We start from the raw sequence: 22,274 nt of genomic DNA, 5'->3' as shown, positions 1-22,274 counted from the left end.
GGGGGCGGTCGGCACCGGGGTCCTGCCGTCCACACCCCCACGCCCGGGGGGAGTTCGCGCTCCGTAGGGGGAAGGCGCTGGTACGGGGACTCCGAGATCCACGCCCTGGCGCGTCATCACGCTCAGGGCCCGACCACAGGTCATTCCTTTCAAGGCTGGCAGAAGCCGGCCCGCACATAAAAGAGACCTAAGGCCGCACAGTGGGCCAAAGGTCCTTGCATAGTGCATCAGGCGTTGGGTCACCATACGCCACGACAGTGCGGCATATGGAAGGACTTGAGAGATGGATCACAGGTTGTGATGGAACCAACGGCCCACATTTGAAGGTGATCCTCAGGATCGCACCCCATAGCCGCAGGCGTCGACGATCAGCGGGCGATCACCCCACGACGGTCGTCCGGCGCGGACTACCATCACCCCATGACCCGTGTACTGCTCGCCGAGGACGACGCGTCCATCTCGGAGCCGCTGGCCCGTGCCCTGCGCAGGGAGGGGTACGAGGTCGAAGTGCGTGAGGACGGCCCGACCGCCCTCGACGCCGGGCTGCAGGGCAGCGTCGACCTCGTCGTACTCGACCTGGGGCTGCCCGGCATGGACGGCCTCGAGGTGGCCCGCCGCCTCCGTGCGGAGGGGCACACGGCGCCGATCCTCATCCTGACCGCCCGCGCCGACGAGGTGGACACCGTCGTCGGCCTGGACGCGGGCGCCGACGACTACGTGACCAAGCCCTTCCGCCTCGCCGAACTGCTCGCCCGGGTCCGGGCCCTGCTCCGGCGCGGCGCGGCCGAACCGCAGCAGCCGCCGGCCACGCACGGCGTGCGCATCGACGTCGAGTCGCACCGCGCCTGGATGGGCGAGGAGGAGCTCCAGCTCACGGCCAAGGAGTTCGACCTGCTGCGGGTCCTGGTCCGGGACGCGGGCCGGGTGGTGACGCGGGACCAGCTGATGCGGGAGGTCTGGGACACGACGTGGTGGTCGTCCACGAAGACCCTGGACATGCACATCTCCTGGCTGCGCAAGAAGCTGGGCGACGATGCGGCCAACCCCCGGTACATCGCCACCGTGCGGGGCGTCGGCTTCCGCTTCGAGAAAAGTTAGGGGCTGCGCCCCGTCAGGGGCGCGGGGAACTGCGCGAGCAACTCAAGAAGACCCGCACTCGCCGTAAGACCGCCGTGGGCAAACGCGTCCGCGGGCCCGTCGTGGCCGGCCGCGCAGTTCCCCGCGCCCCTGACGGGGCCCCTGCCGGTTCGTGATCCGGGACACTGGGGGCATGCGCCGTCGTCTCATCAACTCCACGCTCGCCGTGGTCCTCGTCGTCATCGCGGTCTTCGGGGTGAGCCTCGTCATCGTGGAGACGAGGACCATCAGCAGCAGCGCCCAGGAGCGGGTCACATCCGAGGCGCTCCGCCTGGCCAGCATCGTCGACAGCCGTCTCATCAGCGACGAGCGGATCAGCGCCGAGATCCTGCGGGACGTGGCCGCGGTCGACACCGACCGCTATGCCCTCATCGAGATCCCCGGCCGCCGCCCCATCGAGATCGGCAGCCGCCCCACCGGTGACGTCATCCACGACACGGCCAGGGGCGAGGAGGGCGAGAAGGTCACCGTCGAGGAGCCGCGCACCGCGGTCACCCAGGAGGTCGGCCGCACCCTGCTGATCATCGCCGCGGTGGCCCTGCTCGCGATCGTCGCCGCCGTGCTCCTCGCCGTCCGGCAGGCCAACCGCCTGGCCTCGCCGCTCACCGACCTCGCGGAGACCGCGGAGCGCCTCGGCTCGGGCGATCCCAGGCCCCGCCACAAGCGGTACGGGGTGCCGGAGCTCGACCGCGTCGCGGACGTCCTGGACGGCAGCGCCGAGCGGATCGCCCGGATGCTGACCGCCGAGCGCAGGCTCGCCGCCGATGCCTCGCACCAGCTGCGTACGCCGCTGACGGCCCTCTCCATGCGCCTGGAGGAGATCACCGTCACCGAGGACCTGGACACGGTGAAGGAGGAGGCCACGATCGCGCTCGCGCAGGTCGAGCGCCTCACCGACGTCGTGCAGCGGCTGCTCACGAACTCACGCGACCCGCGCACCGGCTCCGCGGTCTCCTTCGACCTGGACGAGGTCATCAAGCAGCAGCTGGAGGAGTGGCGCCCGGCCTACCGCAGCGCGGGCCGCGCCATCGTCAGCTCGGGCAAGCAGCACCTGCGGGCCGTGGGCACGCCGGGGGCGGTCGCACAGGTCCTCGCGGCGCTCATCGAGAACTCGCTCATGCACGGCGGCGGCACCGTGGCCCTGCGGACCCGCGTGACGGGAACCCAGACGGTCGTGGAGGTCACGGACGACGGTCCCGGCGTCCCCGCCGATCTCGGCGCGCGGATCTTCGAGCGGACCATCAGTGGCCGCAACTCGACGGGGATCGGCCTGGCGGTCGCCCGGGACCTGGCCGAGGCCGACGGCGGCCGCCTGGAGATGCTCCAGACCAAGCCACCGGTGTTCGGCCTGTTCCTGTCGCGCACGCCGCCGCACAAGCGCGACCGTGAGCACGAGGAGACGGTGCGCTAGCGCGTGCCCCGCACGACGGGCCGCTTCTCTTCGCCCGCCGGAGCCGCCGGAGCCGCCGGAGCCGCCGGAGCCGCCGGAGCCGCCGGGGCCGCCGGGGCCGCGGTCCCGTCCTCCAGGAACGATTCCGCACGGGCGACGGCCTCCCGCGCGGGCAGCGTCTTGAAGACCCAGGTGCGGTAGGACCAGAAGCGGAAGCAGGTGGCGATGCCGATGCCGACGAACTTGAAGATGTTGCGCTGCAGCGGGCTGTCCCAGTCGAAGCCGTAGATCGCCGCGTACAGGACGCCGTTCTCGATCACCAGGCCGACCGCGCTGAACATCAGGAACAGCGTGAGCTCCTTGGTGCGGGAGCTCTTGTCGCGGTCCCTGTACGTGAAGTAACGGAAACCGACGTAATTGAAGGCGATGGCCACGACCGTGGCGATCACGTTCGCGCGCACGGCCTGGAGATCCGTCGTGTGCCACAGCAGGTTGGAGACGCCGAAATTCACCAGCGTGCCCAGCGCCCCCACGGCGCCGAACTTGGCCACTTCGCGCGCGAGCTGCTCCAGTCGCACCCGTAGTGCGCCACGTTCCGTCATGGTGGTCGCCCCAACCCCCGTCGTCGATTCGTTCCGGTCCGGTCCTCGTCGACGTATGTGGTGATTCGGTCGCGTCAACCCAGCCATGCTAACCAGCGACCCCCACCGGTCGCGCGCGGACTTCTCCACACTGTGGCGGCTCCGTGACGACGCTGCCCGTGCGGTGCACGGAAACCGGCCGTTCCCGCGTGGCTGATACAGGCCGATACCCTGGGGGTGTGACGTTCCCGGTAGTCGGCATGGTCGGCGGCGGTCAGCTCGCTCGTATGACACACGAGTCGGGCATCCCGCTAGGCATCAGATTCAAGCTCCTCAGTGACACCCCTCAGGATTCCGCGGCGCAGGTCGTCAGCGATGTCGTCATCGGCGACTATCGCGACCTCGACACGCTGCGTGCGTTCGCGAGGGGCTGCGACGTGATCACTTTTGATCACGAACACGTACCCACCGAGCATCTACGGGCCCTGGAGGCGGACGGCATCCCCGTGCGTCCGGGGCCCGACGCGCTGGTGCACGCCCAGGACAAGGGCGTGATGCGCGAGAAGCTCACGGAGATCGGCGTGCCGTGTCCACGCCACCGGATCGTGCGCGATCCGGCCGACGCGGCGGCCTTCGCGGCCGAAGGCGACGGCTTCCCCGTGATCCTCAAGACGGTGCGTGGCGGCTATGACGGGAAGGGGGTGTGGTTCGTCCGTTCCGTCGAGGACGCCGAAGACCCCTTCCGGGCCGGTGTCCCCGTCCTGGCCGAGGAGAAGGTCGACTTCGTACGGGAGCTCGCGGCGAACGTCGTGCGCTCGCCGCACGGCCAGGCCGTGGCCTACCCCGTCGTCGAGTCGCAGCAGGTCGACGGCGTCTGCGACACGGTGATCGCACCCGCGCCCGGCCTCTCGGAGGAGCTCGCGGGCCAGGCGCAGGAGCTGGCGCTCAGGGTCGCCAAGGAGCTCGGCGTGGTCGGCCACCTCGCGGTCGAGCTCTTCGAGACGCGCGACGGCCGCATCCTGGTGAACGAACTGGCGATGCGCCCGCACAACTCGGGCCACTGGACGCAGGACGGGGCGATCACGTCCCAGTTCGCGAACCACGTGCGCGCGGTCCTCGACCTGCCCCTGGGCGACCCGCGCCCTCGGTCGAAGTGGACGGTCATGGCCAATGTCCTGGGCGGCGACTACCCGGACATGTACCAGGCGTACCTGCACTGCATGGCGCGCGACCCGCAGCTGAAGATCCACATGTATGGCAAGGACGTGAAGCCGGGACGCAAGATCGGCCACGTCAACACCTACGGCGATGACCTGGACGACGTGCTCGAGCGCGCGCGTCACGCGGCCGGCTATCTCAGAGGAACGATCACCGAATGACCGCACCTGTAGTTGGCATTGTCATGGGCTCGGACTCGGACTGGCCGGTCATGGAGGCCGCGGCCAAGGCCCTGGACGAGTTCGAGATCCCGTACGAGGTGGACGTCGTCTCGGCGCACCGCATGCCGCGCGAGATGGTCGCGTACGGCGAGGAGGCGGCGGACCGGGGCCTCAAGGCGATCATCGCCGGGGCCGGCGGCGCCGCGCACCTGCCGGGCATGCTGGCTTCGGTCACCCCGCTGCCGGTGATCGGCGTGCCCGTACCGCTCAAGTATCTGGACGGCATGGACTCGCTCCTGTCCATCGTGCAGATGCCCGCGGGTGTGCCGGTGGCGACGGTCTCGGTGGGCGGCGCGCGCAACGCGGGCCTCCTCGCGGCGCGCATCCTTGCCACGCACGACCCCGAACTCCTGGCCCGGATGCGGGAGTTCCAGCAGGAGCTGAACGAACAGGCCACGGAGAAGGGCAAGCGACTTCGCGCCAAGGTCGAAAGCATGGGTTCCGGCTTCGGCTTCGGCTCGGGAAAGTGAGCGGCATGACGTCTCCCGCTCTTCCCGACGCCCGCGCCCTGCTCGCCGAATTCCCGGTGGTCGACGGCCACAACGACCTGCCCTGGGCCCTGCGCGAGAAGGCCGGTTACGACATCGACCGCCTCGACATCGCGGCCGACCAGACCGGCAGGCTCCACACGGACATCGCGCGCCTGCGGGCGGGCGGGGTCGGTGCGCAGTTCTGGTCGGTGTACGTCCGCACGGACCTGACGGGCGACGCCGCGGTGAGCGCGACGCTCGAACAGATCGACTGCGTCGACCAGTTGATCACGCGCTACCCGGCGGACCTGCGGCGCGCGCTGACGGCGGCGGACATGGAGGAGGCGCGGGCGGAGGGCCGCATCGCGTCCCTGATGGGCGCCGAGGGCGGCCACTCCATCAACAACTCCCTGGCGACACTGCGGGCGTTGCACGCGCTCGGCGTCCGCTACATGACGCTGACGCACAACGACAACATCGCGTGGGCGGACTCGGCGACGGACGAGCCGGGGGTCGGCGGGCTCTCCCCGTTCGGCCACGAGGTCGTACGCGAGATGAACCGCAGCGGCATGCTCGTGGACCTCTCCCACGTGGCGGCGACGACGATGCGGGCGGCCCTGGACACCTCCGTGGCGCCGGTGATCTTCTCGCACTCCTCGGCGCGCGCGGTGTGCGACCACCCGCGCAACATCCCGGACGACGTCCTGGAGCGCCTGCCCGCCAACGGCGGCGTCGCGATGGCCACCTTCGTGCCGAAGTTCGTGCTCCAGGCGGCGGTCGACTGGACGGCGGCGGCCGACGAGAACATGCGGGCGCACGGCTTCCACCACCTGGAGACGACGCCGGAGGCGATGAAGGTCCACGCGGCCTTCGAGGAGTCGACCCCGCGCCCGGTGGCCACGGCGGCGACGGTCGCCGACCACCTCGACCACATGCGCGAGGTCGCCGGCATCGACCACATCGGCATCGGCGGCGACTACGACGGCACGGCGTTCACGCCGGACGGCCTGGACGACGTCGCGGGATATCCGAACCTGATCGCGGAGCTCCTGACCCGCGGCTGGTCGAAGGACGACCTGGCCAAGCTGACGTGGCGGAACGCGGTGCGCGTCCTGGGCGCCGCGGAGGACGTGGCACGCGACGTGCGGTCCCGTCGCGGTCCGTCGAACGCGACGCTTCAGCAGCTGGACTGCTGAGGGCCGCAGACGGTCAAGAGAGTGGGGGCGCGGCCGGTCGGCCGCGCCCCCACTCCCGTTTCCAGACCACGCACTTCCGCTCTAGGCCACGCACGTGCGCGCGAAACGCAGCGAGCCGGCGAAGACCTCCTCCACCGCGTCGTCGGACGCGCCGTACCAGCCGTGGTCGGCGCCCGGCACCGTACGCAGTTCCACCGGCGCGCCCACCTCCCGCAGCCGCGCGGCGAGCGCCTCGCTGTGCGTGCCCGGGACCATCGTGTCCTGCTCGCCGTGGACCAGGAGGAAGGGCGGGGCGGCGCGGTGGGCCTGCGAGACGGGGCTGGCCGCGCGGGCCCGCTCGGGCACGGTGGCGGGGGCGGCGCCGAGCAGCAGGGCCTCCGGGGTCGTGGCGCTGTGCGGGTCGAACGGGCCGCGGGGGACGGTCAGGTCGCTCGGGGCGTACCAGATGACGGCGCCGGTGGCCGGGGCCGCGGGGTCGAGGGCGAGGAGCGAGGCCAGGTGGCCGCCCGCGGACTCGCCCCACACCACGGTCCGTGCGGTGTCGATGCCGAGCTCCGGCGCACGCAGTCCGAGCCAGCGCAGTGCGGCGCGCAGGTCGTCGAGGGGGGCGGGGAAGAGGGCCTCGCCGCTGAGCCGGTAGTCGGCGCAGGCCACCGCGAAGCCCGCCGCGGCGATGCGCGCCAGAGGGCTCGGGTCCCAGTGCCGGGTGCGCAGCCCCATGTCGTCACGGCGCCCTCGCCGCCAGGCGCCGCCGTGTACGAAGAGGACCAGCGGGGCGGGCCCCTCCGCGGTGGCGGGCAGCCAGAGGTCGAGCTCCAGCGGGCGCCCGCCCTCGACCTCGCCGTACGGGACTCCGCGCAGCAGGCGCAGGTCCGGTGCCGGATGCGCGGCGGGCGGCAGGGGAGCGGCGTCCGGGTGGGGCGAGGCGATCAGTGCCCGCAGGGCGGGGCCCGTGGCGCTCACCGGGTGCGCCACTGGTGCTCGGGCATGAAGCGCACGTCGTACTGCCCGGGGACGGTGGCGAACTTGTCGGGGGTGGGCACGACCGGCTCGCGCGGCAGACCGAGGCCGTCGGCGGGCGCCCCGAGGGTCTCGAAGAACCGCTCGAAGGTGCCGCCGGGGCCCGCGGCGACGCCGACGACCTGGCTGTGGTGGCGCTCCATGCGGTAGGCGTGCGGGCAGTTCTTCGGTACGAAGCCGAAGTCGCCGGGGGTGAGGAGCTTCTCCTGCTGCTCGCCCTCCAGGTCCTCGACGAAGAGGCGGACGGCGCCCTGGGTGACGTAGAAGACCTCGTACGTGTCGGGGTGCAGGTGGGCCGGGATGACGTTGCCCTTGGGGCCCTCGACGGTGAAGAAGTTGAAGGCGTTCTCGGTCTGCTCGCCGCCCGCGTAGATGGTGATCAGGTCGCCGAACAGATGGGCGCGGTCGCCCTCGCCCTTCTCGATGACGTAGGGCTTGCCCGGCTCGGCGGGGATGCGTGACGAGCGCCGGTAGCGGGTGGCGTACTCGATGGTCATGGGCTCTCCCTGGGGGTGCGGAGCTGGGGTGCGGAGCTGGGCGCATAGCGATGCGCTGGAATGTCAGGCAGCCTGACATAGTGGAGGCAGTTCGGGCAACCCGTCGACGCATAGGCTCTTCGACATGCAAGCCACCGGCCGCAACCTCCCCCAACTGCTCGGCGACGCCCGCCGCTGGTTCGAGGACGCGCTCCTCGCGACCCTGGAGGAGGCGGGGGAAGCCCATGTCTCGCCCACCCAGGCGGGCCTCTTCGCCGTCCTGGACGAGCAGGGCACGACGGTCTCCGAGCTGGCCCGCCGCATGGGCGTCACCCGGCAGACCTGCCACCAGGCGGTGCACGGCCTGGTGGCGGCGGGCCTCCTGGAACAGGTCCCGGACCCCTCCTCCGGCCGGCAGCGGCTGATCCGCCGCACCGAGGAGGGCGCGCGCACGCACCGCAGGGCGGAACTGGTCCTGCGCCGCGTCGAGCAGGAGCTCGCCGACCGGATCGGCGAACAGGCGGTGCGCGCGCTGCGGGCGGCGCTCGAACAGCCGTGGGGGAGCCCTCCGGTCCTCGCCCCGCCCGAGGAGTGAGCCCAAGCCCCGGGAAAACACGATCGCCCTCCCCCTGTGACAGGGAGAGGGCGATCGCGTACCGCTCAGGGTTACGGCAGGTTGCGGGCCATCACGATCCGCTGGACCTGGTTCGTGCCCTCGTAGATCTGTGTGATCTTCGCGTCGCGCATCATCCGCTCGACGGGGTAGTCACGGGTGTAGCCGTAGCCGCCGAGCAGCTGGACGGCGTCCGTGGTGACCTCCATCGCGACGTCCGAGGCGAAGCACTTGGCGGCGGCGCCCTGGAAGGTCAGGTCCGCGTCGCCGCGCTCCGACTTGGCCGCGGCCGCGTACGTCAGCTGACGCGCGGCCTCGATCTTCATCGCCATGTCCGCGAGCATGAACTGCACGCCCTGGAAGTCGGCGATCGGCTTCCCGAACTGCTTGCGCTCCTTGACGTACCCCTTGGCGTAGTCCAGGGCGCCCTGCGCGATGCCGAGCGCCTGGGCCGCGATCGTGATGCGGGTGTGGTCCAGGGTCTTCATCGCCGTGGCGAAGCCCGTGCCCTCCTCGCCGATCATGCGGTCGGCGGGGATGCGGACGTTGTCGAAGTAGACCTCGCGGGTCGGCGAACCCTTGATGCCGAGCTTGCGCTCGGGGGCGCCGAAGGAGACGCCCTCGTCCGACTTCTCGACGACGAAGGCGGAGATGCCCTTCGAGCGCTTGGTCGGGTCGGTGACGGCCATCACCGTGTAGTACTCGGAGACGCCCGCGTTCGTGATCCAGCGCTTCACGCCGTTCAGGACCCAGGAGTCCCCGTCACGGACGGCCTTCGTCTTCATGCCCGCCGCGTCCGAACCGGCGTCCGGCTCGGAGAGGCAGTACGAGAACATGCCCTCGCCCTTGGCGAGCGGCGTCATGTACTTCTTCTTCAGCTCCTCGGACCCGGAGAGGATCACGGGGAGCGAGCCCAGCTTGTTCACGGCCGGGATGAGCGAGGACGAGGCGCAGACGCGGGCCACCTCCTCGATCACGATGACGGTGGCGAGCGCGTCGGCGCCCGTGCCGCCGTAGCTCTCCGGTACGTGCACGGCGTGCAGGTCGGAGGAGACGAGGGCGTCGAGCGCCTCCTGGGGGAAGCGGGCCTCCTCGTCCACCGCCGCGGCGAACGGCGCGATCTTCGCCTCGGAGAGCGAACGGATCGCGTCGCGGAGCATGTCGTGCTCCTCGGACGGGCGGTACAGGTCGAAATCAGCCGATCCGGCCAAGGTCTCTCACGCTCCAAGGATGCTAATTACCGTTAAGTAACCCAAATTTTAGAGGGCGGCTCACGTGAGGGATACGTGAGCTTGCCGACAGCGGGCATCCCGCCGGTGGCAATGCCGGAAACGTGCCCTGTCAGGGGCCCGACTATGCTCGGGCACCGCACTGACGGCCGTAGACCCCTGGAGCACCGCATGGCCCTCAAGATCACCGTGATCGGCACCGGGTACCTCGGTGCGACGCACGCCGCGGCCATGGCCGAGCTCGGTTTCGAGGTGCTCGGCCTCGATGTCGTGCCCGAGAAGATCGAGATGCTCCAGCGGGGCGAGGTCCCGATGTACGAGCCCGGCCTCGAAGAGCTGCTGCGCAAGCACGTCGCCGGGATCGAGGGCTCCAGCGGGCGGCTGCGCTTCACCATGGACTTCGCCGAGGCCGCCGCCTTCGGTGACGTCCACTTCGTCTGCGTGAACACCCCGCAGAAGCACGGCGAGTACGCCTGTGACATGAGCTACGTCGACAGCGCCTTCGCGCAGCTCGCCCCGCACCTGACGAAGCCCGCGCTCGTCGTCGGCAAGTCGACCGTGCCGGTCGGCTCCGCGGACCGCCTCGCGCGTGAGCTCGCCGCGAACGCTCCGGTGGGCGCGGAGGCCGAGCTGGCCTGGAACCCGGAGTTCCTGCGGGAGGGCCTGGCCGTGCAGGACACGCTGCACCCGGACCGCATCGTCGTCGGCGTACGCAGCGCGCACGCGGAGAAGCTGCTTCGCGAGGTGTACGCGGGTCCGGTGAACGAGGGTTCGCCCTTCGTCGTGACGGACTTCCCGACCGCCGAGCTGGTGAAGACGGCCGCCAACTCCTTCCTCGCCACGAAGATCTCCTTCATCAACGCGATGGCCGAGGTGTGCGAGGCCGCGGGCGGCGACGTCGTGAAGCTGGCCGAGGCGCTCGGCTACGACGACCGGATCGGCAAGAAGTTCCTGCGGGCCGGGATCGGCTTCGGCGGCGGCTGCCTGCCCAAGGACATCCGGGCGTTCATGGCCCGTGCCGGGGAGCTGGGCGCCGACCAGGCGCTGACCTTCCTCCGGGAGATCGACTCCATCAACATGCGGCGGCGCGGGCAGATGGTGGAGATGGCGCGCGAGGCGCTGGGCGGCGGGTCCTTCCTGGGCAAGCGCGTCGCGGTCCTCGGCGCCACGTTCAAGCCGGACTCGGACGACGTCCGTGACTCGCCCGCGCTGAACGTCGCCGGGCAGATCCACCTCCAGGGCGGCCAGGTCACCGTCTACGACCCCAAGGGGATGGCGAACGCGGGCCGCCTCTTCCCGACGCTCGCGTACGCGGAGAGCGCCGTGGACGCGGTCCGGGGCGCGGACGTGGTCCTGCACCTCACGGAGTGGCGCGAGTTCCGCGAACTCGACCCGGCGGCGCTCGGCGAGGTGGCGTCGAACCGGCTCATCCTGGACGGCCGCAACGCGCTGGACCCCGCGGTGTGGCGCGCGGCGGGCTGGACGTACCGCGCGATGGGCAGGCCGTCGGCCTGAGGGCCTTCAGCGCTCCCCGTTCCATCAGCGTTTCTCCTTCTTTCAGCGCTCCCCGGTCGAGCCCTTCGTGCCCTTCCGTGCCCGGTAGGCCCGCATCTTCGCGCGGGCCCCGCACACGCCCATGGCGCACCACCGGCTGCGCCCCGCCGGGCTGCGGTCGTAGTACGCCCAGTGGCAGTCCGGGGCTTCGCACGCCTTGAGGCGGCCCCACGTGCCGGCGGCCGCCGCCTGAGCGACGGCCGCCGCCACCCGTGACACCAGCGGCGCCGGGTCGGCCGGGGCGAGCGACGCCGACCCGTCCTCCGCGTCGACCAGCACCAACAGCGGCGCCCCCGCGAGGAGTCGGGTGAGCGCCGGCACGGTCGCGTGCGGGCCGTGCCCCGCGTGGGCGAGACAGGCGACCCGCAGCGACTCGCGCAGCTCCTGAGCCGCCCGCGTCTGCGCACCCGGCGCGAGGCCGAACGGGGCGCGCCCCTCCGACGTGTCGAGAGCGTCCGCGCCCGTCTCCAGGTCCAGGGTGTTCACCAGCGCCTGGACCAGCGCGAGGCCCCCTGGAGCAGGTGCTCTGTCATTCATGCTTGCGACGTTACCGCCAGTGCGGGAGTATGCAGTAACCGTTACTGGAAGAGCTCTTCTTCCGGTAACCCTTCCGCGAACGAGGAGAAGTAGTCATGCCCCTCGCCAAACTCGGTTACGTCGTACTCGACTGTCCCGACCCCCTCGCGCTCGCCACCTTCTACGCGGCCGTCGTCGGCGGCACCCCCAAGGACGACGGTGACGGCTGGGCGAGCCTCGACGGCACCGGCGGCACACCGCTCGCGTTCCAGGCCGCCCCCGGTCACGAGCCGCCGCAGTGGCCATCCGCGGCGCACTCGCAGCAGTTCCACCTCGACCTGCACGTGGCGCAGGCGGAGATGGACGCCGTCGAGAAGGAGGTGCTCGCGCTCGGCGCCACCGTGCTCGACGCACAGGACCGCGACCGGAGCTTCCGTGTGTACGCCGACCCCGCCGGGCACCCGTTCTGTCTCTGCGCCTGCTAGGAGTACTCATGACGCCCACGTCCACGCCTTCCGGGGCACCCGTCGCGCGCATGCGCAACGTCGTCCTCGACTGCCCCGACCCCGGTCGACTGGCCGAGTTCTACGCGCACTTGCTTGGCGGCGCCGTCGAGGGGGACGAGGACAACGACTGGGTCACCCTGCACACCCCCGGTGGCCTGCGGCTCTGCTTCCAGGAAGCCCCGGGCCACCGGCCGCCGAACTGGCCGCAGGAGGACGCCGGTTCCCAGCAGATCCACCTCGATCTCGACGTGGGGCCCACCGTCCAGGACATCGAGCGCGCCCAGGACCGCGTACTCGCCCTGGGCGCCAAGCCGTTGGACATCGACGACGACGACGGCGAGCGCGACTTCCGCGTCTACGCCGATCCGGCAGGGCACCCCTTCTGCCTCTGCCGGATCACCGAGGACTGAGGCCCCAAAACCTCGGAGGCGTCAGCCGCCCGCCTGCTGCTGCCGCCGCCTCTCGCGCGCCGCACGCGCCGCGAAGTCCGCCCCGCGCAGCACCCGTTGGACATTGCCCCACGTCAGGCGGGCGAGGTCGGCCTGCGGCCAGTCGCGGTCGATGAGCTCGGCGACGAGGTGCGGATAGCGCGAGGCGTCGGCCAGGCCCTCGGGGTGCGCGGCCGAGGTGTCGTACGTCCCCGAGAGGCCCACGCACTCCGGGCCCGCGATGCGGCGTACGTGATCGAGGTGGTCCGCCACCTCGCGTATCGAGGAACCCGTCTGCTCGGCCGCCAGGGGCACCAGGCACAGGCCCTTGGCGGCGCCGAGCGCGGTGAGCAGGTCGTCCGGGAGGTTCGCCGGGGCGTCCCGCAGCGCACGCGCCCCCGAGCGCGCGAACAGGACCGGCGCCCTGGAGACGGTGAGCACCCGGTGAGCCGTGGCCTCGGAGGCGCCCGACAACTCGGCGAGCACCCCGAGCCGGTTCAGCTCGCGCACCACCTCCTCGCCGAACGGGGTCAGCCCCTGCGGGCCCGCCCATGACGTGCCGGAGAGCGTGAGCGAGCACAGGCCGAGGGTGTGCAGGGCGCGCAGCGTGGCGAGCGAGTCGCCGATCGCCTCGGCGCGCGCCGGGCCGATCAGCGTGGCGATGCGGCCGCAGTGACGGGCGTCGGCCACCTCGGAGGCCGTACGGGCCAGGCGCAGGCCCTCGGAGTGGCCGCCGACGACGTGCTTGACGAGGTCGAGCTGTTCGAGGGTCGCGCCGAGCACGCGGTCACCGGTGATGGTCTCCGGGACGTGCACGGACCAGAACTGCGCCCCCACGCCCCCCTGACGCAGCCGCGGCACATCGGCGTCCACGGCGCTGTCGCCCAGCTCCAGGTCGTACCAGGGCAGCCCGCGCAGCGTCCAGGGCAGTCCGCTGTACCCGTCGGCGACGGGGTGCGCGCAGAGCAGCGCGCGGGCGCGGCGCAGCGGGTCGGGTGCGGGCTCGGATATCGGTAGGGGCGGGGGCTCGGGGGGCCGTACGAAGGGCTGGTCCAGCTCTCCGGCTTCGGCGGTGGCGTTGAGTTCGACCTGCAGGTCTGCCATGGCAGTGCTCCGGACTTCAGGGTGGCAGTCCGGTCAACCGTGACACGCGGGAGCCGCGGCTTCACGGCGGGCGAAGCGTTCGGGGTACGAGGCCGGGACCGCGGCACGCGAGAGGGCCCCGCCGGTGGATCGGCGGGGCCCTCTCGCATGCGGGTGAGACGCCTCAGTCGCTGGAGACGGTCACCTTCTCGTCGTTGTTCAGCTGCTTCACCATCTGCTTGACCTTGGCCTTGTCCCACAGGAGGTTGCCGCCGGTCTGGCCCGCGATCGGAATGTTCATGGACTTGCCTTCGCCGCCGGTGACGCCCTTCATCGCCCAGAACATGGACGCCACGTCGAACAGGCCCATGTCCTTGTCGACGATCAGCGTGTCCAGGCCGGCGCCCATCGTGGGGTAGAGCTTGAAGGGGTTCATGACCGTGCCCGGCGTCGCCGCCTGGTTGGCCAGGGACGCGAGGAACTTCTGCTGGTTCTTCGTGCGGTCCAGGTCGCTGGAGAAGGCGTGCCGGGTGCGGACGAAGGCCAGGGCCTCCTGGCCGTTGAGAGTCTGCTTGCCCGCCTCGAAGTCGGCGCCCGACCACTTGTCCTTGAAGGCCTTGGGGATGTCCATCTCGACGCCGCCGACCGCGTCCACGATCTTGGCGAAGCCGCCGAAGCCGATCTCGGCGTAGTGGTCGATCTTCAGGCCGGTGTTGTACTCGACGGTGCGGACGAGCAGCTCGGGGCCGTCCTCCGCGTACGCCGCGTTGAGCTTCGTCTGGCGGCCCTGGTTCGGGTAGAGCTTGCCGGACTCGGCGCCCTTGAAGGAGGGGATCGTCACGTTCGAGTCGCGGGGCAGCGAGATCATCGTGTTCCCGCCGTCGTCCGCGACGTGCAGGATCATCATCGAGTCCGTGCGCTTGCCCGCGGCGGAACCCGTGTGGAGGTCCTTCTTGTCCTGATCGGACATGCCCTCGCGGCTGTCGGAGCCGACGATCAGGTAGTTCGTGCCCGCGCCGTCCTCGGGGCGCTCGATGACCTTGGAGAGGTCGACCTCGCGCTTGAGCTTGGAGTCGGCCCAGAAGTACGTGCCGATGGAGACGGCGAGCAGCACCACGACGAGGGTGATCGAGCCGATCTTGATGCGGCGCCGCCAGTTCGGGGCGGGACGGGACGCGCGGGTGCCGTACCCGTCGTCGCCCTCGCCGCCCTGGCGGTAGCCGCCGCCCTGACCGCCGTCGTTCGGCGAGCCGTAGACCTGGCCGGTGTTGTAGCCGCTGTCGTAGCCCTCCTGGCGGGGGCTGCGGGGCTCGAACATGTCGTCGCGCGCGTCGCCGTACGGCCGGCCGTACCCGTCGTCGTACGCGGGCTGCTGCGGGACGCCTCCCTGCTGCTGGCCCGGTCGGCCGGACGGGCCGCCGCGCTGGACATGCCGCATCCTGCGGGCGCCCTCAGGCTGCGTGCTCCCGCTGCCACGGCCGTATCCTCGGCCGTTGCCCTGGTCGTCAGGCCAATCGCTCATGTGGCCCAGTGTGCCGTCTCTGCCTACGTGCCTCACAGGGCAGGCGGGATTTCGGTTCAGGGCTGTTGCAGAGCTGATGCAAAGCGGCCGGGGGCGGCCATGGCATACGTCAGACATAGGGTGGAGCCCATGACAGACCTGGCCCCTGGCACGGAATCGGAGATTCCGGGCAAGCCGACCTCGGCATCCCGTACGACACTCAGCCACATCATGACCCACGGCGACACCAACCTCCTGGGCACGGTGCACGGTGGCGTGATCATGAAACTGGTGGACGACGCGGCGGGGGCCGTCGCGGGGCGGCACTCGGGCGGGCCCGCGGTCACCGCGTCCATGGACGAGATGGCCTTCCTGGAGCCGGTGCGGGTGGGCGACCTCGTCCATGTGAAGGCGCAGGTGAACTGGACCGGGCGCAGCTCCATGGAGGTCGGCGGCCGGGTCCTGGCCGAGCGCTGGAACGAGTCGACGCCCGCGCAGCAGGTGGGCTCGGCCTACCTCGTCTTCGCCGCCGTCGACGCGGACGGCAAGCCGCGGGGCGTGCCGCCGGTGCTTCCGGAGACCGAGCGGGACCGGCGCCGCTACCAGGAGGCGCAGATCCGGCGTACGCACCGCCTCGCGCGGCGCCGTGCCATCAAGGAGCTGCGGCAGGCGCGTGCCGCGGAGGGCCTGGACGACTGAGCGCCGGGCGCGCCCGGCCCCTCGCTACTGGCACACCACCTGGTCGCCGGTCAGCGCCCCGAACTCGCCTTGGTAGGCGTCCTCCGCCCGCACCGGCCTGACCTGCTTGAAGTCCTGGCCCGCGAACACCTTCAGGGTCGCTCCCTGGCCCTTGACCGCCCGCAGCTCACAGCCGGGCAGCGCCGTCGCCAGGGACTTAGCCGAGCGGTCCCAGCGCGGGTCGAACGCGACGACCGTGCGCTTCAGCGGCCCGCCCACGAAATTGCCCGGGGCCCGCGTCGTGCGGAAGCCGGTGGACCGCAGCGCGGTGTCGACCCGCTTGCCCAGGCCCGGCGTGCCCGCGGCGTTGTCGACCTGCACCCGGATCTGCTGCGGCGACACGTCGACGATGGCCTTGCGCCTGGCGCCGTGCGCGGCCAGGGGGCGGTCGTCGCGCAGCGCCTGGAAGAGCCTCGCGGACCGCTTCGGGTCCCACTTCAGCGTCGAGCCGATGCCCGGCACCAGCTCGCCCTTGCTGCGCAGCGGCACGGTGGTGAACTCCGACGAGGACGGCGAGAAGCCGCGCATCGCCCGCCCCAGGGCGAGCATCTCGTTCGTCCCGAAGCCCTTGTCGGCCCGGACCGAGCTGAGCAGCGTCCTGGTCACGTCGCGGAACTTGAGCGGGTTGAGCAGCACCCCGCTGCCGGTCGCCTTCGAGATCAGCGCCGCGAGGAACCGCTGCTGGCGCTGCATCCGCCCCAGGTCGGATGTGCCGTCGACGTGGCGTGTGCGGACGTACTGGAGCGCGGCGCCGCCGTTCAGCTTGTGCGTGCCGACGGCCAGATCGAGTCCGGTGTACGAGTCCTTCAGCGGGCGTGCGGTGCAGATGTCGACGCCGCCGAGCACGTCCACGGTCTTCATGAAGCTGGTGAAATCGACCTCCAGATAGTGGTCGATCTTGACCTTCGTCATGTTCTCGACGGTCCGCACGGTGAGGTTGGGGCCGCCCTCCGCGTACGCCGCGTTCATCTTGACCGGATGCGGCTTGTGCTTGTCGCCGGAGTTCCGGTCGACGTGCTCGGGCATCTCGGCGTAGCTGTCCCGGGGCAGGCTCACGACGCTGGCGCGGTCCCGGTCCTCCGAGATGTGCACGATCATGATCGTGTCCGTGCAGTGGCAGGGCGCTCCGCCGAGGCGGTACTTCTCCCGCTCGGCCTTCGTGATCTTGTCGCGGCCGTCGGTGCCGACCAGCAGCACGTTCATGCCATTGCCGCCCTTGGGCCGGTTCTTCATGTCCTTGAAGGCGTCGACCCGGTTGATCTCGGTGTCGAGGCTGGTCACGACGCCGTGCCCGATCCCGGCCGCCGCGAGCACGCACAGGGAGAACGTGGTCACCACCCGCATCGCCCACCGTGGCCGCCTGCGCTGCTTGACCGGCCGCCCCGCGGGGTGCTGCACGGGTTGCCTCGCACGGGGCGGGCGGGGGCCGTGCGGTGGCGGAGCGGGGGAGCGGCGGGGCGGTGTGGGCACGTGAAGGGACACCTCCGCGGTGACGGGCCTGTCCGGGACGGGTAGGGGGGACCTGTCGATGGGGCCGGGGAACGCGAGAACCGTAGGCCCATACGATCTGCGACCCGGGGCAGCAGGCCGGGCGGCGCGCGCCGGTGTCCCCCATTCGCGGTAACGTGGCGCCGATGAACGCGACGCCCGACGTGCAGCTTCCTGCCGTATCCGTGATCATGCCGGTGCTCAACGAGGAACGGCATCTGCGTGCTGCCGTCTCCGCGATCCTTGAGCAGGACTACGACGGTGAGATGGAGGTCGTCGTCGCGCTGGGTCCCTCAACGGACCGCACGAACGAGATCGCCGCCGAACTGGTCGCCGAGACCGCGGGCAACCGCGCGAAGGTGCAGACGGTCCCCAACCCCACGGGGCGCACCCCCGCGGCACTGAACGCCGCGATCAAGGCGTCGAGTCACCCGATCGTGGTGCGCGTGGACGGCCACGGCATCCTGTCGCCGGGTTACATCGCGACCGCCGTGCGCCTCCTGGAGGAGACCGGCGCGCAGAACGTCGGCGGCATCATGCACGCCGAGGGCGAGAACGACTGGGAGCACGCGGTCGCCGCCGCCATGACGTCGAAGATCGGCGTGGGCAACGCGGCCTTCCACACCGGTGGCGCCGCCCAGCAGGCGGAGACCGTCTACCTCGGCGTCTTCCGCCGCGAGGCCCTGGAGCAGCAGGGCGGTTACAACGAGGAGTTCATCCGCGCCCAGGACTGGGAGCTGAACTTCCGCATCCGCGAGGCGGGCGGCCTCATCTGGTTCTCGCCCGAACTGAAGGTGCAGTACCGCCCCCGGCCGAGCGTGAAGGCGCTCGCCAAGCAGTACAAGGACTACGGCCGCTGGCGGCACGTCGTCGCCCGCTACCACGAGGGCTCCATCAACCTGCGCTATCTCGCGCCGCCGACCGCGGTCTGCGCGATCGCGGCGGGCGTCGTGGTGGGCGCCCTGGTGACGCCCTGGGGCTTCGTCGTCCCCGCCGGATACGTCGCGGCGATCGCGGCGGGCTCGCTGCCCGCGGGCAAGGGGCTTCCGCTGAAGGCGCGCCTCCAGATCCCGGTGGCGCTCGCGACCATGCACATGTCGTGGGGCTGGGGCTTTTTGACCAGCCCGCGCTCGCTCGCCAAGAAGGTCATCGCCTCCCGGCGTCCGGCTGTTCTCAGCGAGGCCTGAGCACAGCCGGACGGACCGGAACGGACCGGACGGACCGGAAGCGGCTTCACTTCCAGGTGAACGCCGGATCGACGTGCATGCACGCCTTCTTGTCCGAGCCGTTGAGCGCTTCGGCCGACTCCGGGGTCTTGTCGTCCTGCTTCGACTTCGACTTGGGGTAGGCGTTCCCCTCCCGCCAGTCGGCGCCCACGACCAGGGTGACCCCCGAGACGTCGGTCGACTTCTTCACCGAACTCAGCGGCATGCCCAGGGACTTGGCGACCCGCTGGGCGTCACCCTCCAGCTCGGCGCTGGGGAACTGGATGACGGTCTTCTCCTGGGAGAGGACCGTCGTCGTGTCGGCCGCCGCCTTGGCGAAACCCTTGCCGGCGAGGACCTGGGTGACGGTGCTCGCGCGCCCGCTGACCGGCGGCTCGACGTCCGTGCGGGTGCCGTTCTGCACCTGCACGGCGATCTCGGCGTCGTCGGCCGCCGGGTCGTCCGAGAGCTTCTCCTTGGCGGGCTTCTTCTTGCCCTTGCCGTCCAGTGAGATGTCGTCGCGCACGAGACGGAAGAGCTGCTCGGCGTCGCCCGGCTTGGGGATCACACGGGCGCCCACGTACTCGTAGGGCATGGTCGTCATCGTGGTCCGCTCCGGCGAGACCTTCTTGAGCTCGTTGCTCAGGTCGAAGAGCTTCTTGACGGTGCCCAGGCCGTCGTCGACCTTGAGCGCGTTGGTGGCCGTCTCGGCGAGCCTGCGCAGCTTGTTGGGGCTGCTCAGATTGGCGTTCTCGCGCAGCTCGCGCACGAGCGCGTTCATGTACATGTGCTGGGCCTTGGCCCGGCTGATGTCGGTGCCGCCGTCGAAGCCGTAGCGGGTGCGCAGCCACTGCAGGGCCTGCTCGCCCTTGACGTACGTGGTGCCCTTCTCGAGCTTGAGACCGGAGCCGTGGCCCTGGTTGTCGCGCGAGTGGATGTTGGCGTCCACGCAGACCGGTACGCCGCCGATGGCGTCGGCCATGGAGACCACACCCGCGAAGTCCACCTCCATGAAGTGGTTGATGCGGATGTTGGTGAGCTTCTCCCAGGTGGCGACCGTGCAGCCGGGGCCGCCGCGGCCGAGCGACTGGTTCGTCATCGTCCGCTGCGTCGACGCTTCGTAGACCTTGCCGTCGTCAGGATCGGTGCACTTGGGAATGTCGAGGAGGGTGTCGCGCGGCATGCTGACGACCGACATGTTCGTGCGGTCGGCCGACAGGTGCAGCAGCATCTGGACGTCGGCGAGCGGCGTGCCGCCGAAGGTCTCCTTGGCACCGCCGAGCTTCTGGTTCTCCTTGGAGTCCCGCGCGTCCGAACCGATCAGCAGGATGTTCAGCGGGGTCTGGCCCGCCGCGTTCGGCGTGGGCTCGGGGGCCCGGTGCTCGCCGAGGTTCAGGTCGTCGGTCTCCAGGTTGCCGTTCAAGTGCTGGTAATAGAGATATCCGGCGCCGGCCGTGCCAAGTATCAGCAGCGAAAGGATCGTTGCCGACCAGCGCAGTATCCGCCGTCTTGGACGCGGTGCCCGGCCGCCACCACCCCCGCGGCGACGTCTCTGGTGCCCGCTGTCCGCCGAGGGCTCCCCTCCCTCGTGCGGCGGGCCTTCTTCCAAGCCAAGATCACTGGCGTGCGGGGCGCGTGGTCGCGCCCCCTCCCCACGCACGCTGCTCTTCCCCATCCCCTGCCCCTCCCCGCGCTCCCCGCGCTACCCCGAATTACGGCCATCCTGCGCCTGGTTAGACGCAGAACGGCCGCTTCAGGTCACTTGGCACACACAGTCTTGTCCGCTTCGACCTTCTGAATGCCCTCAGGCGCCTTCGACGGGGTGCTGATGGGCACCCCGGCCCCCTTGAAGTCGCTGCCGAGCGTCAGCTTGATGGCGGGGAGACCCTGCGAGTTCTTCTCGCTCTTGCCGGGCTTCATCGCGGAGCCGGAGAGCCCCATGACGTCGGCGAGCCGCCGGGCCTGGTCGGCCTGGTCGGGGGCGTACTCCAGCGTCGTCTTCTTGAGGTCGGACGGCGCGTTGCCGAGCTGGCTGGCTTTGGACATGCCCTCAGTGTTCTGCAAGTACGTGAGAGTTGCCTGAGCGGCGCCGGTCTTCCCGCTGCCGTTGTAGATGTTGACCCGTACCTCGGAGGCCGCGGACTTGCTGCCCTTGAGGCGGGCGGCGACGGCGGCCTTCTCCTTCTTCTCCTTCTTCTTCACCGCGGTCAGCGACTCGTCGGCGCGCATCATGGCGAAGAGCGGATCGGCCTTGGCCTCGTTCACGACGACCGTCGTGTGGACCTCCTCCGCCGGGTTGTCGACCACGGGCACGGTCGCGAAGCTGAGGTTCTTCATGTCGAACTTGCCGAGCTCCATGCCCAGGTCACGGAGTTTCATGATGTCCGCGATGGTGGAGTCGACGGTGAGCGCCTTCGTGCCCGCTTCGGCCAGCTTTATCATCTTCGACGGGCTGGTCAGCGTGTCGTTCGACTTGAGCTTGCGCATCAGCGAGCTGAGGAACTGCTGCTGCAGCTCGATGCGGCTCAAGTCGCCGCCGGTGCCCACGGAATGGCGCGTGCGGACGAACGCCAGCGCCTCCTCGCCCTCGATGTTGTGCTTGCCCGCGGACAGCTTCAGGTGCGAGTCCGGGTCGTCGATGTCCTTGGCCAGACAGACGTCCACGCCGCCGACCGCGCTGGAGAGCGTCTTGACCGCGTTGAAGTCGGCCACCATGAAGTGGTCGGGCACTATCCCGGTGATCTCCGTGACCGTACGCATGGTGCAGCTGGGCGTGCGTTCGTTCTGACCGAGGCTCTCGTTGAAGCGGACGCCCTTCGAACCCGGGATGGTCTTCTTGCTGCCGTCCTCCATCGTGGTCGGGCAGTCCGGAATGTCCGTGATCATGTCGCGCGGGATGCTCAACGCGGTGGCGTTCGTGCGGTCCTTGGAGACGTGCAGCAGGATCGTCGTGTCGGCGTGACCGAGGCTTCCCTTGTCGCCGTACTTCTCGTTGCCCTTGCCGCTGCGCTTGTCCGTGCCCATCACGAGGATGTTGATGGCGCGGTCCTTGCTGAAGCCGCCGGTGCTCGCGCCGTCGTCGGCGATCGAGTTGATGTTGTCGTTGAGGTGTTGGTAGTAGAGGTACCCCGACACACCCGCCGCGACCAGGACGAAGGCGAGCGTGCCGCCCGTCCACATCGCGATCTTCTTGCCCTTGGCCTTCTTCGGCTTCTGCTTGCGCCGGCCGCCCGCGGCCTCCGGCTGCGGAGCCCGTCGCCTGCGCTGCGGCGGCACGTCGCGCTGCTCGTCACGGCGCTCGTCGCGTCGGCCATCGCGGCCGCGCGTTCCCTGGCGTGACGTGGACCTCGGTGATCTGCGAGGTCCGGGCACTGCCGACTGCCCTGCGGAAGGGCTCAGTCGCAGTTCGTAATCGCCGGTGTTCGGGTTGAGCACCCACTGGTCTGCGGGGTCGATGTTCTCCGCCCGCCCACGGCCTTGCGCGTCCACGGTTGTCTGCGTCCTCCGTCGGGGCCACGCGGCGCCTTTCCCCCCTCAAGAAAGACGCTCGGTCAGTCGTTCAGCGATGCTCGGCCCTGAAGGGGCCCGGCGCACCGGATCGCTCACACTATCCGGCCAGTTCGACGTCGAACGACGCCGGTGACAAATTCCACTCCCCTACAACTGGGCAATCCGCCCTATTTCTTTGTGCAGGCGGTCTTGCG

The 22,274-nt window shown here is 70.5% G+C and carries 21 protein-coding genes; 11 read left to right on the top strand and 10 right to left on the bottom strand.

Annotated elements, in window-relative coordinates; all coding sequences use genetic code 11:
- Positions 1 to 420: 420 nt before the first annotated feature.
- Complete coding sequence (locus ACZ6ZP_RS37325) at positions 421 to 1,098, top strand: response regulator transcription factor (protein ID WP_351163139.1); 678 nt, start codon at positions 421 to 423, stop codon at positions 1,096 to 1,098.
- Between the two features lie 172 nt (positions 1,099 to 1,270).
- Complete coding sequence (locus tag ACZ6ZP_RS37320) at positions 1,271 to 2,548, top strand: ATP-binding protein (protein ID WP_351163141.1); 1,278 nt, start codon at positions 1,271 to 1,273, stop codon at positions 2,546 to 2,548.
- Here ACZ6ZP_RS37320 and ACZ6ZP_RS37315 read toward each other — a convergent pair.
- Entirely contained in the window at positions 2,545 to 3,129 is a 585-nt protein-coding gene (locus tag ACZ6ZP_RS37315) for a GtrA family protein (protein ID WP_469410207.1), read from the bottom strand. The genes ACZ6ZP_RS37320 and ACZ6ZP_RS37315 overlap by 4 nt on opposite strands.
- 158 nt (positions 3,130 to 3,287) lie before the next feature.
- On the opposite strand from ACZ6ZP_RS37315, the gene ACZ6ZP_RS37310 reads away from it, so the two are divergent.
- From ACZ6ZP_RS37310 to ACZ6ZP_RS37300, 3 genes are read left to right on the top strand one after another with little or no spacing between them, the layout of a single operon-like run.
- Complete coding sequence (locus tag ACZ6ZP_RS37310; protein ID WP_351163285.1) at positions 3,288 to 4,487, top strand: 5-(carboxyamino)imidazole ribonucleotide synthase; 1,200 nt, start codon at positions 3,288 to 3,290, stop codon at positions 4,485 to 4,487.
- Positions 4,484 to 5,017 (top strand): 5-(carboxyamino)imidazole ribonucleotide mutase, encoded by a 534-nt coding sequence (gene purE, locus ACZ6ZP_RS37305; RefSeq protein WP_351163147.1) that lies wholly within the window; start codon positions 4,484 to 4,486, stop codon positions 5,015 to 5,017. The genes ACZ6ZP_RS37310 and purE overlap by 4 nt, the downstream gene beginning before the upstream one ends.
- 5 nt (positions 5,018 to 5,022) lie before the next feature.
- Positions 5,023 to 6,213 carry a dipeptidase gene (locus ACZ6ZP_RS37300; RefSeq protein WP_351163150.1) on the top strand — a complete coding sequence of 397 codons (1,191 nt, stop codon included), beginning with the start codon at positions 5,023 to 5,025 and terminating at the stop codon, positions 6,211 to 6,213.
- An 81-nt stretch (positions 6,214 to 6,294) separates the two neighbouring features.
- On the opposite strand, the gene ACZ6ZP_RS37295 is transcribed toward ACZ6ZP_RS37300, so the two are convergent.
- Positions 6,295 to 7,176, bottom strand: coding sequence for an alpha/beta hydrolase (locus ACZ6ZP_RS37295; RefSeq protein ID WP_351163152.1), 882 nt, complete (start codon positions 7,174 to 7,176; stop codon positions 6,295 to 6,297).
- Positions 7,173 to 7,730, bottom strand: a complete 558-nt coding sequence (locus ACZ6ZP_RS37290) for a quercetin 2,3-dioxygenase (RefSeq protein ID WP_351163155.1) — start codon at positions 7,728 to 7,730, stop codon at positions 7,173 to 7,175. The genes ACZ6ZP_RS37295 and ACZ6ZP_RS37290 overlap by 4 nt, the downstream gene beginning before the upstream one ends.
- A gap of 124 nt (positions 7,731 to 7,854) precedes the next feature.
- On the opposite strand from ACZ6ZP_RS37290, the gene ACZ6ZP_RS37285 reads away from it, so the two are divergent.
- A complete protein-coding gene (locus ACZ6ZP_RS37285; protein ID WP_351163157.1) occupies positions 7,855 to 8,304 on the top strand; it encodes a MarR family winged helix-turn-helix transcriptional regulator in 450 nt (149 codons plus the stop codon).
- A gap of 71 nt (positions 8,305 to 8,375) precedes the next feature.
- Here the strand turns inward: ACZ6ZP_RS37285 and ACZ6ZP_RS37280 are convergent, their stop codons facing one another.
- Positions 8,376 to 9,533, bottom strand: a complete 1,158-nt coding sequence (locus ACZ6ZP_RS37280) for an acyl-CoA dehydrogenase (RefSeq protein ID WP_351163159.1) — start codon at positions 9,531 to 9,533, stop codon at positions 8,376 to 8,378.
- Positions 9,534 to 9,722: 189 nt separating this feature from the next.
- Between ACZ6ZP_RS37280 and ACZ6ZP_RS37275 the strand changes: the two genes are divergently transcribed.
- Positions 9,723 to 11,066, top strand: coding sequence for a UDP-glucose dehydrogenase family protein (locus tag ACZ6ZP_RS37275; RefSeq protein WP_399984551.1), 1,344 nt, complete (start codon positions 9,723 to 9,725; stop codon positions 11,064 to 11,066).
- 42 nt (positions 11,067 to 11,108) lie between these two features.
- Here the strand turns inward: ACZ6ZP_RS37275 and ACZ6ZP_RS37270 are convergent, their stop codons facing one another.
- On the bottom strand, positions 11,109 to 11,642 hold the full coding sequence (locus ACZ6ZP_RS37270; RefSeq protein WP_351163164.1) for a CGNR zinc finger domain-containing protein: 534 nt from the start codon (positions 11,640 to 11,642) through the stop codon (positions 11,109 to 11,111).
- A 95-nt stretch (positions 11,643 to 11,737) separates the two neighbouring features.
- On the opposite strand from ACZ6ZP_RS37270, the gene ACZ6ZP_RS37265 reads away from it, so the two are divergent.
- Both ACZ6ZP_RS37265 and ACZ6ZP_RS37260 read left to right on the top strand, forming a co-directional pair.
- Entirely contained in the window at positions 11,738 to 12,106 is a 369-nt protein-coding gene (locus tag ACZ6ZP_RS37265; RefSeq protein ID WP_351163166.1) for a VOC family protein, read from the top strand.
- Between the two features lie 8 nt (positions 12,107 to 12,114).
- Positions 12,115 to 12,537: a VOC family protein gene (locus ACZ6ZP_RS37260; protein WP_351163168.1), complete on the top strand. Its 423-nt coding sequence runs from the start codon at positions 12,115 to 12,117 to the stop codon at positions 12,535 to 12,537.
- Between the two features lie 21 nt (positions 12,538 to 12,558).
- Here the strand turns inward: ACZ6ZP_RS37260 and ACZ6ZP_RS37255 are convergent, their stop codons facing one another.
- Both ACZ6ZP_RS37255 and ACZ6ZP_RS37250 read right to left on the bottom strand, forming a co-directional pair.
- Positions 12,559 to 13,659 carry a dipeptidase gene (locus ACZ6ZP_RS37255; RefSeq protein ID WP_366464265.1) on the bottom strand — a complete coding sequence of 367 codons (1,101 nt, stop codon included), beginning with the start codon at positions 13,657 to 13,659 and terminating at the stop codon, positions 12,559 to 12,561.
- Positions 13,660 to 13,822: 163 nt separating this feature from the next.
- Entirely contained in the window at positions 13,823 to 15,160 is a 1,338-nt protein-coding gene (locus ACZ6ZP_RS37250; protein ID WP_361471450.1) for an LCP family protein, read from the bottom strand.
- Positions 15,161 to 15,259: 99 nt separating this feature from the next.
- Between ACZ6ZP_RS37250 and ACZ6ZP_RS37245 the strand changes: the two genes are divergently transcribed.
- Complete coding sequence (locus ACZ6ZP_RS37245) at positions 15,260 to 15,838, top strand: acyl-CoA thioesterase (protein WP_469410206.1); 579 nt, start codon at positions 15,260 to 15,262, stop codon at positions 15,836 to 15,838.
- A gap of 24 nt (positions 15,839 to 15,862) precedes the next feature.
- Here the strand turns inward: ACZ6ZP_RS37245 and ACZ6ZP_RS37240 are convergent, their stop codons facing one another.
- Positions 15,863 to 17,347 carry an LCP family protein gene (locus ACZ6ZP_RS37240; RefSeq protein ID WP_469410205.1) on the bottom strand — a complete coding sequence of 495 codons (1,485 nt, stop codon included), beginning with the start codon at positions 17,345 to 17,347 and terminating at the stop codon, positions 15,863 to 15,865.
- A 164-nt stretch (positions 17,348 to 17,511) separates the two neighbouring features.
- Between ACZ6ZP_RS37240 and ACZ6ZP_RS37235 the strand changes: the two genes are divergently transcribed.
- Positions 17,512 to 18,552, top strand: coding sequence for a glycosyltransferase family 2 protein (locus tag ACZ6ZP_RS37235; RefSeq protein ID WP_351163177.1), 1,041 nt, complete (start codon positions 17,512 to 17,514; stop codon positions 18,550 to 18,552).
- A gap of 46 nt (positions 18,553 to 18,598) precedes the next feature.
- Here ACZ6ZP_RS37235 and ACZ6ZP_RS37230 read toward each other — a convergent pair whose 3' ends face one another.
- Together ACZ6ZP_RS37230 and ACZ6ZP_RS37225 are read right to left on the bottom strand one after the other, a co-directional pair.
- Positions 18,599 to 20,245 (bottom strand): LCP family protein, encoded by a 1,647-nt coding sequence (locus tag ACZ6ZP_RS37230; protein WP_351163179.1) that lies wholly within the window; start codon positions 20,243 to 20,245, stop codon positions 18,599 to 18,601.
- 83 nt (positions 20,246 to 20,328) lie between these two features.
- Positions 20,329 to 22,059 carry an LCP family protein gene (locus ACZ6ZP_RS37225; protein ID WP_351163182.1) on the bottom strand — a complete coding sequence of 577 codons (1,731 nt, stop codon included), beginning with the start codon at positions 22,057 to 22,059 and terminating at the stop codon, positions 20,329 to 20,331.
- Positions 22,060 to 22,274: the final 215 nt, after the last annotated feature.

This window comes from Streptomyces sp. NPDC054047, from assembly GCF_055585065.1.
This window is presented reverse-complemented; position numbering and strand designations above follow the sequence as displayed.

What these genes read in the sequence shown, in the direction of transcription:
- ACZ6ZP_RS37320 (WP_351163141.1), top strand. Translation starts at nt 1,271, where the DNA reads ATGCGCCGTCGTCTCATCAACTCCACGCTCGCCGTGGTCCTCGTCGTC.
- ACZ6ZP_RS37270 (WP_351163164.1), bottom strand. Translation starts at nt 11,642, where the DNA reads ATGAATGACAGAGCACCTGCTCCAGGGGGCCTCGCGCTGGTCCAGGCG.
- ACZ6ZP_RS37255 (WP_366464265.1), bottom strand. Translation starts at nt 13,659, where the DNA reads ATGGCAGACCTGCAGGTCGAACTCAACGCCACCGCCGAAGCCGGAGAG.
- ACZ6ZP_RS37230 (WP_351163179.1), bottom strand. Translation starts at nt 20,245, where the DNA reads ATGGGGAAGAGCAGCGTGCGTGGGGAGGGGGCGCGACCACGCGCCCCG.
- ACZ6ZP_RS37235 (WP_351163177.1), top strand. Translation starts at nt 17,512, where the DNA reads ATGAACGCGACGCCCGACGTGCAGCTTCCTGCCGTATCCGTGATCATG.
- ACZ6ZP_RS37325 (WP_351163139.1), top strand. Translation starts at nt 421, where the DNA reads ATGACCCGTGTACTGCTCGCCGAGGACGACGCGTCCATCTCGGAGCCG.
- ACZ6ZP_RS37315 (WP_469410207.1), bottom strand. Translation starts at nt 3,129, where the DNA reads ATGACGGAACGTGGCGCACTACGGGTGCGACTGGAGCAGCTCGCGCGC.
- ACZ6ZP_RS37300 (WP_351163150.1), top strand. Translation starts at nt 5,023, where the DNA reads ATGACGTCTCCCGCTCTTCCCGACGCCCGCGCCCTGCTCGCCGAATTC.
- ACZ6ZP_RS37290 (WP_351163155.1), bottom strand. Translation starts at nt 7,730, where the DNA reads ATGACCATCGAGTACGCCACCCGCTACCGGCGCTCGTCACGCATCCCC.
- ACZ6ZP_RS37275 (WP_399984551.1), top strand. Translation starts at nt 9,723, where the DNA reads ATGGCCCTCAAGATCACCGTGATCGGCACCGGGTACCTCGGTGCGACG.
- ACZ6ZP_RS37265 (WP_351163166.1), top strand. Translation starts at nt 11,738, where the DNA reads ATGCCCCTCGCCAAACTCGGTTACGTCGTACTCGACTGTCCCGACCCC.
- ACZ6ZP_RS37260 (WP_351163168.1), top strand. Translation starts at nt 12,115, where the DNA reads ATGACGCCCACGTCCACGCCTTCCGGGGCACCCGTCGCGCGCATGCGC.
- ACZ6ZP_RS37245 (WP_469410206.1), top strand. Translation starts at nt 15,260, where the DNA reads ATGGCATACGTCAGACATAGGGTGGAGCCCATGACAGACCTGGCCCCT.
- ACZ6ZP_RS37285 (WP_351163157.1), top strand. Translation starts at nt 7,855, where the DNA reads ATGCAAGCCACCGGCCGCAACCTCCCCCAACTGCTCGGCGACGCCCGC.
- purE (WP_351163147.1), top strand. Translation starts at nt 4,484, where the DNA reads ATGACCGCACCTGTAGTTGGCATTGTCATGGGCTCGGACTCGGACTGG.
- ACZ6ZP_RS37250 (WP_361471450.1), bottom strand. Translation starts at nt 15,160, where the DNA reads ATGAGCGATTGGCCTGACGACCAGGGCAACGGCCGAGGATACGGCCGT.